This window comes from Pseudomonas lutea (assembly GCF_000759445.1).
Lineage (GTDB): Bacteria > Pseudomonadota > Gammaproteobacteria > Pseudomonadales > Pseudomonadaceae > Aquipseudomonas > Aquipseudomonas lutea.
Window position 1 is genome coordinate 1398212 of sequence record NZ_JRMB01000002.1, and the last position, 13003, is coordinate 1411214.

The 13003-nt window shown below is 60.2% G+C and carries 10 protein-coding genes and 2 pseudogenes; 10 read left to right on the forward strand and 2 right to left on the reverse strand.

Translation table 11 applies throughout. The annotated features are described in order from the left end of the window. Positions 1-12: 12 nt before the first annotated feature. From hisI to LT42_RS26590, 10 genes and pseudogenes are all read left to right on the forward strand, one after another. Positions 13-405 (forward strand): phosphoribosyl-AMP cyclohydrolase, encoded by a 393-nt coding sequence (gene hisI, locus LT42_RS18380; protein WP_037016072.1) that lies wholly within the window; start codon positions 13-15, stop codon positions 403-405. Between the two features lie 2 nt (positions 406-407). After that, on the forward strand, positions 408-737 hold the full coding sequence (locus LT42_RS18385) for a phosphoribosyl-ATP diphosphatase (RefSeq protein ID WP_037016075.1): 330 nt from the start codon (positions 408-410) through the stop codon (positions 735-737). A gap of 67 nt (positions 738-804) precedes the next feature. Continuing rightward, complete coding sequence (locus LT42_RS18390; RefSeq protein WP_037016078.1) at positions 805-1104, forward strand: twin-arginine translocase TatA/TatE family subunit; 300 nt, start codon at positions 805-807, stop codon at positions 1102-1104. Positions 1105-1114: 10 nt separating this feature from the next. Continuing rightward, on the forward strand, positions 1115-1666 hold the full coding sequence (tatB, locus tag LT42_RS18395; RefSeq protein WP_037016081.1) for a Sec-independent protein translocase protein TatB: 552 nt from the start codon (positions 1115-1117) through the stop codon (positions 1664-1666). Then, on the forward strand, positions 1663-2457 hold the full coding sequence (gene tatC / locus LT42_RS18400) for a twin-arginine translocase subunit TatC (protein ID WP_037016084.1): 795 nt from the start codon (positions 1663-1665) through the stop codon (positions 2455-2457). Before tatB ends, tatC begins: the two co-directional genes overlap by 4 nt. Continuing rightward, positions 2454-3161, forward strand: a complete 708-nt coding sequence (locus LT42_RS18405; protein ID WP_037016087.1) for a 16S rRNA (uracil(1498)-N(3))-methyltransferase — start codon at positions 2454-2456, stop codon at positions 3159-3161. The genes tatC and LT42_RS18405 overlap by 4 nt, the downstream gene beginning before the upstream one ends. 297 nt (positions 3162-3458) lie before the next feature. Beyond that, positions 3459-4484: pseudogene (locus LT42_RS26645) on the forward strand (methyl-accepting chemotaxis protein); the annotation flags it as partial. A 144-nt stretch (positions 4485-4628) separates the two neighbouring features. Continuing rightward, on the forward strand, positions 4629-5342 hold the full coding sequence (locus tag LT42_RS26650) for a methyl-accepting chemotaxis protein (protein ID WP_476705380.1): 714 nt from the start codon (positions 4629-4631) through the stop codon (positions 5340-5342). 464 nt (positions 5343-5806) lie between these two features. After that, positions 5807-6766, forward strand: a pseudogene (locus LT42_RS26585) (methyl-accepting chemotaxis protein); the annotation flags it as partial. Next, entirely contained in the window at positions 6758-7624 is an 867-nt protein-coding gene (locus LT42_RS26590) for a methyl-accepting chemotaxis protein (protein WP_420806912.1), read from the forward strand. The pseudogene LT42_RS26585 and the gene LT42_RS26590, both read left to right, overlap by 9 nt. Before the next feature lie 783 nt (positions 7625-8407). Here the strand turns inward: LT42_RS26590 and mdoH are convergent. Next, the gene (gene mdoH / locus LT42_RS18420) at positions 8408-11005 is read right to left on the reverse strand and encodes a glucans biosynthesis glucosyltransferase MdoH (RefSeq protein WP_037016094.1); all 2598 of its coding nucleotides are present in this window, start codon (positions 11003-11005) and stop codon (positions 8408-8410) included. Next, a complete protein-coding gene (locus tag LT42_RS18425) occupies positions 10998-12971 on the reverse strand; it encodes a glucan biosynthesis protein G (RefSeq protein WP_081955415.1) in 1974 nt (657 codons plus the stop codon). The genes mdoH and LT42_RS18425 overlap by 8 nt, the downstream gene beginning before the upstream one ends. Positions 12972-13003: the final 32 nt, after the last annotated feature.

The window sequence follows — 13003 nt, forward strand, 5'->3', positions numbered from 1 at the left end:
CCGGAGCCGACGATGAAAGACTGGCTGGACGAAATCAAATGGGACAACGACGGTCTCGTTCCCGCCATCGCACAGGACCACAAAACCGGTCGCGTGCTGATGATGGCCTGGATGAATCGCGAAGCCCTGGCCCTGACCGCCCGTGAACAGCGCGCTATCTATTGGTCACGTTCGCGTGGCAAGTTATGGCGCAAGGGTGAAGAGTCGGGCCATGTGCAGAAACTTCACGAGCTGCGCCTGGACTGTGATGCCGACGTCATCATCATGATGGTCGAGCAAATCGGTGGCATCGCCTGCCACACCGGCCGCGAAAGCTGTTTCTATCGCGTTTACGACGACGCCGGCTGGAAGACCGTGGACCCGGTGCTCAAAGACCCGGACGCCATTTATCAAGCAGGACACTGACCATGACTGATACCTTGTCACGCCTTGCCGAGGTGCTTGAATCACGCAAGGGTGCGGCTGCCGACTCTTCTTACGTCGCCAGCCTCTACCACAAGGGACTGAACAAGATTCTGGAGAAAGTCGGCGAAGAGTCGGTCGAAACCATAATCGCTGCCAAGGACGCTGCCGTCAGCGGTGACTGCAGCGACGTCATCTATGAAACCGCTGACTTGTGGTTCCACAGCATGGTGATGCTTGCCCAGCTTGGCCAACACCCGCAAGCCGTGCTGGATGAGCTGGACCGCCGTTTCGGCTTGTCCGGCCACGCCGAGAAAGCGTCTCGCTCGGAATGACTCGGCGAAACAGCTCGGCGAAATAAACACAGGGGCTGCGGCCCAAATCTTTTGTGAGGAAAGCGTCATGGGCATTTTTGACTGGAAACACTGGATCGTCATTCTTGTGGTCGTCGTGCTGGTATTCGGCACCAAGAAACTCAAGAACCTGGGCACTGACGTCGGTGAATCGATCAAGGGCTTCCGCAAGGCCATGAACGACGACGAGAAGCATCCAGAACAGCCGCCAGTACAGCCAACGGCGCAACCGACGGTTCAGCCTACGGTTCAGCCGCAGCAGCCTGTTCCCCCTGCTCAGGCGCCGCATCAACCGCACACCATCGACGCTCAGGCGCAACGAGTCGAAGACCCCATCCGCAAAGACTAGGTCGTGACGCATGTTTGGTATCAGCTTTTCTGAACTGCTGCTGGTCGGTCTGGTTGCCCTGCTCGTGCTCGGCCCGGAACGCCTCCCAGGCGCAGCACGGACGGCCGGGCTCTGGATCGGCCGTCTGAAACGCAGCTTCAATGCGATCAAACAGGAAGTTGAACGCGAGATCGGCGCCGATGAAATTCGGCGTCAGCTGCACAACGAGCACATTCTTTCGCTCGAAGAGGAAGCACGCAAGATCATGCAGCCGCAGCAGCCCCCGGGAACGCCTGCCACGCCGCCATCGGCCGCTCCTGTCGCCTCGCCTGCTTCGCAGCCACACACGCCGGCCGCACCGGTCATGGGCGCCTCCTCGCCGCTACAGAGCGCGGACCTCGGCCCTGCCGCTCCGGCCGAGACTGCATCGGTCACGCCGACGCCCGCAGACGCGGCGCCAGCTACACCGTCCACTCCCGCTTCTGCGCCTGCACCTGCACCTGCACCTGAGATCACTGCAGCCACGGCGGTGCACAGCGCGCCTTCTGCCAACGATTCGTCACTGCCACCAAGAGCCCCATGAGCGAAATTCCGGAAAACGACCAGCAAATGCCGCTGGTCTCGCACCTGACAGAACTGCGCTCACGACTGCTGCGCTGCGTACTCGCGATCTTCGTAATCTTCGGCGCGCTGTTTTACTTCACGCAGAAGATCTACACCTTCGTCTCCGCCCCGCTGCGCAAGTTTTTGCCTGAAGGCGCGACGATGATCGCGACCGATGTGGCGTCGCCGTTCATCACGCCGTTCAAGCTGACGATGATGGTGGCGCTGTTTCTGGCGATGCCGGTGATTCTGTATCAGATCTGGGGTTTCATCGCGCCAGGGCTCTACAAGCATGAAAAGCGCGTGGCGGTCCCGCTGCTGATTTCCAGCATCATTCTGTTCTACGCCGGTATGGCGTTTGCCTACTTCCTGGTCTTCCCGCTGATTTTTCACTTCTTCGCCAGCGTTACGCCGGAAGGGGTGTCGATGATGACGGACATCGCCAGCTATCTCGACTTCGTGATGACGCTGTTCCTGGCGTTTGGTGTTGCGTTCGAGATCCCGGTTGCGGTGGTGCTGCTGGTGTGGATCGGCATCGTCGACGTCAAATACCTGAAGAAGATTCGCCCTTACGTGGTGATCGGCTGCTTCGTGGTCGGCATGATTCTCACCCCGCCGGACATCTTTTCGCAGACCTTGCTTGCCGTGCCGATGTGGCTGCTGTTTGAGATCGGTGTGCTGTGCAGCTCAATGATTACCAAGCGCGGCGACCACGAAGACGACGAAAAAGCCGAAGACGAACAAAGCCAGCCGCCAGCGACCCAACCGTGAATCTGCTGTTGTTGGAGGAAGCTGACTTCATTGCGGCTGACCGGGTTGTGTTGCGCGATCGCCGCCTCACGCATATGCAGGAAGTCCATCGCAGCGAGGTGGGCGACAGCCTGAGGGTTGGGCGCGTGGACGGGTTGCTGGGCAGCGCACAATTGCTGCGTCTGGAGGCTCGAGAAGCCGAGCTGTCGGTGAGCTTCGAGCATGCTCCTCCCGCCAAATTGCCACTGACGCTGATCCTTGCCCTGCCGCGCCCGAAGATGCTGCGCAGGGTGTTCCAGACCGTGGCCACCATGGGTGTCCCGAAGGTCATCCTGATCAACAGCTACCGCGTTGAAAAAAGCTTTTGGCAGACGCCTTTTCTGGAGCCCGCTGCGATTCGCGAGCAGTTGATTCTTGGCCTGGAACAGGCCCGGGACAGTGTGCTGCCGGAGATCGTTATCGAAAAGCGCTTCAAACCCTTCGTTGAGGACCGCCTGCCTGCCATCGCAGACGGAACGTTGGGCCTGGTTGGCCATCCGGGAGAGTTCCCGGCCTGTCCCCGTGCCGTCGAGCAGCCCGTCACGCTGGCCATCGGCCCTGAGGGCGGCTGGATTCCTTACGAGGTGGATCTGCTGCGAGCGTCGGGGCTGAATCCGGTGCAGCTGGGTACACGGATCCTGCGCGTTGAGACCGCCGTGACTGCGCTGCTGGCCCGGCTGTTCTAAGGTCCGCAGTCGGCGCCCGGTAATACGTTTTATCTGACGCTGCGAGGCGGCCAGTTTGCTGCCGCTTTGCGCCAGTTCGCGGGCAAGCGCGCTCCTACAAACTTTCGCTCGCGCTTGTGCTTCTGCCTAAGGCGTAGGAGCGCGCTTGCCCGCGATGGGCTGCGCAGCAGTCGTCCCCCAGACACTTCATCTCTCCTCGCTTCAGTTCGACGCGCATCAGCCGATGTACAGGCGTCCATAACAACAAACGCCCAAGGAATCATCATGTCTCGCTGGTTTGCCCATCGCCTCGGAAATATGAGCGTCAGTCTCAAACTGGGTATCGGCTTCGGGCTGGTGCTGTTGCTGACGCTACTCATCACCGCCACGGGATGGTGGAGCGTAAATGCGCTGATCGAGCGCGGCGACAAGCTGGGCATGATCTCGCAAACCAGTGAGCGCACGATGGACCTGCGCGCCGCGCGCATGGCCTATGAGACCCAGTACAGCGCCGAGGCTGCGACGGCGGTCATGACCGCACTGGACAAGCTCGACGCCGACCTGAAAACCGCTGGCACCATGATCAAGGGCGCTGACGACCTTAAGTTGCTAAGCATCCAGATCCAAGCCGCTGCCGACTACCGCAATGCCTTTGGCGAGATGACCAAGGCCATCCAGGCCCGTGAGGCCAGCCGTACCAACCTGGGCGCTTCGGCCGACGCTGCAGTGGATAGCGTCAAGAAAATCGAAGAAGCGTTGATCCAGCACGACAACATTCTGCAGTTCAACGGCGCTGTCGACGTGAGCAAGCAGATCCAGCAGGCCCGCTTCCAGGTGCGTGGCTACACCTTCAGCGGTAACCCGGATTTCGAGAAGAACGCCACGGCCGCCATCGACGAAGCCATCGTCGGGGTCAACACGCTCGCAGGCGACGTTTCCTCCCAGTACATCCCGCAATTGCAAAAGGCCAACTTGGCACTCAAGGGCTATCGCGCCGCAGTGGGCCAGTACCGGGACGCACAACAGAACAGCCGTCAGGCGTTGGAAAAGATGACCGGCCTGGGCCAGCAACTGCTCGATGTCAGCGACCAACTGAACGTCTCGCAAAATGCCAAACGTGATGCCGACAGCAGCCAGGCCCAGTCAACGCTTGGTATCGCAACGGTGCTGGCGCTGATTCTTGGCGCGCTCGCCGCATGGATCATCACACGGCAAATTACCGTGCCGCTGAGCCAGACACTAATTGCCGTCGAGCGCGTTGCCTCCGGCGACCTCACCCATAACCTCAGTGTCGACCGGCGTGACGAGCTCGGCCAGTTACAAAGCAGCATCCAGCGCATGACGGTGGGACTGCGGGAGCTGATCAGCGGCATCGGCGAAGGTGTTACCCAGATCGCCAGCGCTGCCGAAGAGCTGTCCGCGGTCACCGAACAAACCAGCGCCGGCGTGAACAGTCAGAAAATCGAGACCGACCAGGTCGCGACGGCGATGCATGAGATGACCGCCACTGTGCAGGAAGTTGCGCGCAATGCGGAAGAAGCCTCCGAAGCGGCGGTAGCCGCCGACCTTCAAGCCCGCGAGGGCGACAAAGTGGTCAATGAAGCCATTGTGCAGATCGAGCGGCTGGCCAGTGAGGTAGGGCATTCCACCGAAGCCATGGCCGAACTCAAACGCGAGAGCGACAAGATCGGCAGCGTCCTGGATGTGATCAAGTCGGTCGCACAGCAAACCAACCTGCTGGCACTGAATGCCGCCATTGAGGCCGCTCGGGCAGGCGAAGCCGGGCGTGGTTTCGCCGTGGTGGCGGACGAGGTCCGTAGCCTGGCGCAACGCACGCAGAAATCGACCGAGGAAATCGAAGAGCTTATTTCCGGTTTGCAGAACGGGACTCGGCAGGTCGCGACGATCATGGACAACAGCCGAGAGCTGACAGTCAGCAGCGTCGAGTTGACCCGCCGTGCCGGCAGTTCGCTGGAAAGCATTACCCGCACCGTCTCGGCAATTCAGTCCATGAACCAGCAAATCGCTGCCGCAGCCGAGCAACAAAGCGCCACCGCTGAAGAAATCAACCGCAGCGTGCTGAACGTGCGAGACGTTTCGGAACAGACCTCCGCCGCCAGTGAAGAAACGGCCGCATCCAGCGTGGAGCTGGCCCGTTTGGGCAGCCACCTGCAGGCACTGGTTGGCCGGTTCAGGGTCTGATCAAACACCGGGAGCGATTCGCGCACGCTTTCTGGAGGTACGCAATTCGCCTGTCGGAGCCGGCTTGAACTGGCGACCCCGGTGATCACTTGCAAAGATATTGACTGACCCCAAGCCGTCCGTAGGAGCCGGCTTGCTGGCGAAGGCGGTGGATCAGTTGCGCAGATATTGACTGACCCTACGCGTTCGCCAGCAAGCCGGCTCCTACAGGTTCGGCTGAGAATCTGTGACACACGTCACCCCTTCTACCCGCTCAGAAATGTCCTACGGCCTGATCAGGTCACGCCTCAGCGTCCCCTGCCGATGCGCGTTTATCGCTCATTGGCAGGAGATGCCTCATGTTTCATGGAATCAACAGAGCGCTGGCCAACACCAGCGTGAAACTCAAACTCTCGCTGGGCTTCGGCCTGGTTTTGCTTCTGACGCTGGCCATTACCCTGACGGGGTGGCATGGGCTCGACACCATGATCGAGCGCTCGGAGTCACTGACCTCCATCGCTCAGCTCAACGCGATGACCAAAGACCTGCGCGCCGAGCGCATCGTTTTCCGCGGGGAGAACACCCCTGAAAGCGCCTCGCGCGTTGTCACCCGTATCAACGAAATTGAAGCGCATCTGGTAGTGCTGCGGGAGGACGCGCCGCCACCCGACATTCTCAAATTGCTCAACGGGCAGAGTGACACGGTAAGGGCGCTGGAGACCACTTTCGCTGATCTGGCCAGGCTGTTAACTGCGCGAGCGGACGCTCGGACGCAGCTGGGAAAGCTCTCCGAAGAGGCAATCACCTCCATCGGCGAGGTTGAAAGCGAAGTCTTGAAGGCAGTCAGCCAGGAGCAGGACAGCAGTGAGCGTCTGGACGAGTTCACTAACCTGCAACAGTTGCGGGGGCAGGTGCAGAACGCTCGCTATGAGGTTCAGGCGTACGTGTTCAGCGGCAAAGAGTCCTACGAAATCGCCGCCGTGACCGCCATCGATGAAGCATTGAAGGAGGTAGAACAAATCGCCAGTGATCAGGCTGACAGCAATGTCAGCGGGCTGCTCAAAGCGCGCAAGACGCTGCTCAAGTACCGTGAGCACATGGGTTTGTTCAAAGATCTGCAAGTCAAGGTGGAGGCGGCCCAGGAAGTCATGGAGACGCTGAGCGAGAGCCTGCTGACGTCCACCGGGGAGATCATTGCGCTGCAAGGCCAGCGGCGCGATGCCGAGGCCACTCAATCGCGCCAGACGCTGAGCGCCGTGGCCGGGCTGGCAATACTCTTGGGACTGCTGGCGGCCTGGTTGATTACTCAGCAGATCATTGCGCCGCTGCGGCTCACGCTGAGTGCAGCAGCGCGCATCGCCAACGGTGATTTGAGTCAGGACCTGGAAGTCGGCCGACGCGACGAAATGGGCATGCTGCAACGGAGCATGCAGGAAATGACCGTGAGCCTGCGCCAACTCATCACCGGCATCAGTGATGGCGTTACGCAGATAGCCAGCGCGGCGGAGCAACTGTCGGCGGTGACAGAGCAGACCAGCGTGGGCGTGAACAGCCAGAAAGACGAAACCGACTGCGTGGCGACCGCAATGAACCAGATGACCTCGACGGTCATGGAGGTGGCGCGCAACGCTGAGGAAGCCAGCGAGGCAGCGCGGCATGCCGATCAACAGGCGCGGGACGGTGACAAAGTGGTCAACGACGCTATCGCGCAGATCGAACGCCTCGCACTGGAGGTCAACAATTCGACCGAGGCCATGGGCAAGCTCAAGCTGGAGAGCGACAAGATCGGCGGCGTGCTCGACGTGATCAAGTCGGTCTCGCAACAGACCAATCTGCTGGCCCTCAATGCGGCGATCGAAGCGGCCCGTGCCGGCGAGGCAGGACGTGGGTTTGCTGTTGTGGCGGACGAAGTTCGTGGCCTGGCGCAGCGCACTCAGGAATCCACCGAAGAAATCGAAGTACTGATCGCCGCGCTTCAGAGCGGCACTCAACAGGTGGTGACCACGCTCGATGCGAGCCGGACGTTGACTGACAGCAGCGTCGAGCTGAGTCGCCAAGCGGGTCAAGCGCTTGGGCACATCGCACGCACCGTGTCGACGATTCAGACCATGAATCAGCAGATCGCTGCGGCCGGGGAAGAACAAAGCAGCGTGGCAGAACAGATCAATCGCAGTGTGATGAGCGTGCGAGACGTCTCCGAACAGACCGCCGCCTCCAGTGAAGAAACAGCAGCGTCGAGCATCGAGCTGGCGCGGCTGGGCGTGCACCTGCAAGAGATGGTGGGCAGATTTCGGGTGAATTAAACAACGTTGTACCCCTGCAGGAGCGCGCTTGCCCGCGAAATGATCTGTCTGCGAAATGGCGGATGACTGACACACCGCATCGCGGGCAAGCGCGCTCCTACAGTCGATTCACGTATGCCATCGAACGTGCAGAACGCCCAGATCGCCAGGTGTATAGCTGCGGAGATGGTGGGCAGGTTTCGAGTGAGTTAAACAACGTCGTACCCCTGTAGGAGCGCGCTTGCCCGCGAAGATGATCTGCCTGCCACATGGCGGGTGACTGACACACCGCATCGCGGGCAAGCGCGCTCTTACAGTTGATTTACGTATGCCATCGAACGTGCACAACGCCCAGATCGCCAGGTGTATAGCTGCGGAGATGGTGGGCAGATTTCGGGTGAATTAAACACCGTCTTACCCTTGTAGGAGCGCGCTTGCCCGCGAAATGATCTGTCTGCGAAATGGCGGATGACTGACTCACCGCATCGCGGGCAAGCGCGCTCCTACAGTCGATTCAGGTATGCCATCGAACGTGCAGAACGCCCAGATCGCCAGGTGTATAGCTGCGGAGATGGTGGGCAGGTTTCGAGTGAGTTAAACAACGTCGTACCCCTGTAGGAGAGCGCTTGCCCGCGAAATGATCTGTCTGCGAAATGGCGGGTGACTGACACACCGCATCGCGGGCGAGCGCGCTCTTACAGTTGATTTACGCGCGGTAATCAGCCCTGCACAAACGAGCTTCCATGCCCAAACAAAAACGCCGCCGAAGATTGCTCTTCGGCGGCGTTTTGTTTGGCGCTTGAATCAGGCGTTTACGAGGGTGGACTCGTTCACATGCGTCGCTGGCTGCAGCGGCAGCAAAGGCGCATGTGGGTCTGCATCCACTGACGCCCGCCATGCATTCAGCCAGGCGGAGTTGCCTTCGCTCCAGACCAGCTCATGCAAGCGAGCCAGCGCAACCGGATCGCTCAGCAATTGCAGGCGCTCATGGTTGTTCAGCAGCTCAGGGCCACCCTTGATGGCATGACGTACACGCTCAACGCGCATCCATTCGATCGGCTCGGCGTGACGATGGCGTGAAGTCGCCAGCGCACACGCCAAGGCGTTCTGCTGTGGATCAACCACCGCACGGACGAATCCATCGTTCAGCGCGTGCCAGCGGTTCTCGTGCGTGTACTTGTCGGTAGACACCAGTTCCTGCGGAGGCGTGTGCTCTTCCGGGATCAGGAACAGCTTGGTGTCACGTGCCTTCAGGCCCAGGTTAGTGCGGCTGGAAATCACCGACACCGGGATCGACAACATCAACGAACCCACAATCGGCACCAGCCACCACAGGAAGCTTGGGTTAAGCCAGGCCACCAACAGCGCCCAGCAAAAACCGAGCAACGTCTGCGGCCCGTGACGTTTAACCGCTTCACTCCACGGCGTCGAGTCATCGTCACGCTGCGGAGAGTTCCAGGTGGCGGCCCAGCCCAGGAAAGCAGCCAGCACGAAGCGGGTGTGGAAGATCATGCGCACGGGTGCCAACAGCATGGAGAACAGCATCTCCAGCAGCATCGACATCGTGACCTTGATCCGCCCGCCGTAGCCGGTAGCGCCCTTCGCCCAGATCAAAATGACGCTGAGCAGTTTAGGCAGGAACAACAGCACGACAGTCGTCGAGAACAATGCGACGGCTTTTTCCGGGTGCCACTGCGGCCACAACGGATACAGCTGACGCGGCTCCATGAAGTAGGTCGGCTCCATCAGTGTGTTCACCGCCAGCAACGCAGTGGACAGCACCAGGAAGAAGAACCACAACGGCGCTGACAGATACGACATCACGCCCGTCAGGAACACCGCACGGTGAACCGGGTGCATGCCCTTGACCAGGAACAGGCGGAAGTTCATCAGGTTACCGTGGCACCAGCGACGGTCACGCTTGAGCTCATCCAGCAAGTTCGGCGGCAGCTCTTCGTAACTGCCAGGCAGGTCGTAGGCGATCCACACGCCCCAGCCAGCACGTCGCATCAGCGCTGCTTCAACGAAGTCGTGGGACAGAATGGCACCGGCGAACGCGCCTTTGCCGGGCAATGGCGCCAGGGCGCAGTGCTCGATAAAGGGTTTCATACGGATGATCGCGTTGTGACCCCAATAGTGCGATTCGCCCAACTGCCAAAAGTGCAAGCCGGCCGTGAACAGCGGGCCGTACACACGGGTAGCGAACTGCTGCATGCGCGCATACAAGGTGTCCATGCCCGACGCACGCGGCGCGGTCTGGATAATCCCGGCATCCGGCGTGGCTTCCATCAAGCGCACCAGACTGGTCAGACACTCACCGCTCATGACCGAGTCAGCGTCGAGGACGACCATGTAGCGGTACTCACCGCCCCAGCGACGGCAGAAGTCATCCAGGTTGCCGCTTTTGCGCTTAACGCGACGGCGGCGACGACGATAGAAGATCTTGCCGAACCCGCCGGTTTCACGACACACGTCCAGCCAGGCTTGTTGCTCGGCCACACAAATGTCGGTCTCGTTGGAGTCGCTCAGGATGAAGAAGTCGAAACGGTCCAGGTCACCCGTGGCCTTGACCGACTCGAACGTGGCCCGCAGACCTGCGAACACACGCGGCACATCTTCGTTGCAGATCGGCATCACCAACGCTGTACGGGCACCCGCTTCGATCGGTTCATTGCCCGCACTTGCACCGGAAATACGGTACTTGTCGCGGCCAGTCAGCAGTTCGAGGAAGCCCATCAGCGCGGTCCAGAAACCTGCCGAGACCCAGCAGAACAAAATCCCGAACAACAACAGGATGCTGGTCTGAAGTGCGTACGGCATGACCTGAACAGCCGTCTGCCACAGGGTTTGATGACTGATTTCGTCGAACGAAACCAGCGACCAGCCTTGATACGGCAGGATGCCTTTCATGTAGAAGCCGGCGACGATGGTCTGGCCCAGCATGAGGATCAGCAGGATGTAACGACGGATCGAACCCACGGTGCGCCAGCGCGCCTTGGGCAGATCACGCGGCAAGTCATCCTTGGGCGGCGGCGGATTGGTTTTGCCGGTCAGACGGCGCCATCCGCGGTGCAGGATATTGGTGCGCCACGGTTCCGGCACCACTTTGGTACGACGGATCGGTGGCGTGGCTTTCAGGCGAACACGGCCGCTGGCGTCGACACTCAGCATCTCGGCTTCGTGCAGCTCATTAGCGGTCGTCAGCGTCAGACGACGCTCTACCGAAGCCTGAGCGGCCTCGGCAGGGTCAGCGACAGTCTGCGCGGAGAGGCGCTCGTGCAGCTCGGCGAACGAGGTGCAGCTGGCAAGTTCTGCCCGCTGCACATCGGTCATCGGCAAATGCGCCAGGTACTCGCTGAGAGACTCATTCAGAGGCTCTGGCACCGCATTTGAATTACTCATCGGCTGGCAACTGATAGCTCCAGGTTTCGGTCAGGACTTGTTGAATCATGGCCGGCCCCTGTTGGGTGGTGGATGCAGCCTCTACCGCTGGCTGCGGGGTTTCCTTGCTGCCTTTGTTCGCCTTCGCGGCATCGCCCAGGGCGGCTTCCGGCTTGGAGGCCTCGTCGGACTTCACTTCGGCAACCTTGGCGTCCGCCGGTTTGGCCGCGTCAGCTTTGGCAACATCCTTACCGTCAGCTTTCGGCGCCTTGGCGTCCTTCTGATCGCCCGCTTTCAACGCGTCAGTCTTGACGATCTCGGCTTTCTCGTCCTTCGGCGCTGTCACGACAGGCGCAGCGGCAACGGCCTTGGCTTCAGCCTTGGCAGCCGGCTTCTTGTCAGACTTGTCGGCAGTGATCACCGCAGGTTCCTTGCCAGGCTCGGCAGGGGTCTCGCGAAGCAAGTAAGCACGCATTTCGACGGCCTTGCCCGGATCCTTGACCTTCAGGCGCAGCGTCAGACGCCAGCCTTTGGTCACCGGGTTGTAGCGCAGGTTGTTCTCGACCAGGTCAGTGTTGTCATCAGTGATGACCTGACTGCGGATCGACGGGTCTTCACCCAGCTTGGCCAGTGTCGGGCCAACAAAGTCCACCAGATAAGCCACGCTGCCGTCCGGCTGACGGATCAGGTTGGACTGCTTCACGTCACCGGTAGAGCGCAGGGTCTGCTTGACCCAGCCCAGATCAGGCGAGTGAATGGCGTCCTCATCCATGGTCCAGTGCAGGCGATAGTTGAAGTCGATCGGCTGGCCCGGCTCCGGTTGAGTCTCGGGCTTCCAGAACGCAACGATGTTGTCGTTGGTTTCGTCGGCAGTCGGGATCTCTACCAGATCAACCGTACCTTTGCCCCAATCGCCCTTCGGCTCGATCCAGGCGCTCGGACGTTTGTCGTAACGGTCGTCGAGGTCTTCGTAGTGGCTGAAGTTACGGCCGCGCTGAAGCAGACCGAAACCGCGCGGATTCTCGACCGAGAAGCTGCTGACAGAAAGGTGCTTAGGGTTGTTCAACGGACGCCAGATCCACTCGCCATTGGCTGCCTGAATGGACAGACCGCTGGAGTCGTGCAGTTCACGACGGTAGTTGAGAACCTTCGACGGCTGGTTGGCGCCGAACAGGTACATGCTGGTCAGTGGTGCTACGCCCAGTTTGCCGACCTTGTCACGCAGGTACATGCGCGACTGGACGTCCACCAGCGTATTGGTGCCCGGACGCAGTGTCAGCTTGTAGGCGCCGGTGGCACGTGGGGAGTCGAGCAAGGCAAAGATGACCAAGTGGTTGTCATCCGCGCTCGGCTTTTCGATCCAGAACTCAGTGAAACGGGGGAATTCTTCGCCCGACGGCATTGCCGTGTCGATGGCCATGCCGCGCGCAGACAAACCATACACCTGACCTTTGCCGATGACGCGGAAGTAGCTCGCGCCCAGCATGGTCATGATTTCGTCTTGCTTGTCGTCTTTGTTGATCGGGTAGGTGACACGGAAACCGGCGTAGCCCAGGTTTTCGGTCGACTTGGGGTCGAATTTCACATCGCCAAAGTCGAAACGAGTCGGGTCGTACTTGATCTCGTTGACGGAATTGGCGGTGACTTCGTTGATTTTGACCGGGGTGTCGAAGTGCATACCCTGGTGGTAGAACGACACCTTGAACGGGGTCTTGTCATTGGCCCATTCGGCCTTGTCTTGCAGGAAGCGGATCTTTTGATAATCCGCGAACTTCATGTCGCGGAATTCGGCCGGAAGATTGCTCTTCGGCGCTGTGAATTTCTGTCCGGCCAGATCTTTGGCCTTTGTCGCCACGTCGTCGAGATCGAACGCCCACAGCTGACCGGCGCCGAACAGACAAAACAAAGCCGACCCTGCCAACAGTGCGCTGCGTAAGCGCCTGCCCGGGTTCTTTGGTGCATTACATGGACTAACAATCACGAGCAACCCTCGCCGAAAACAGATGAAGAAACCAACGG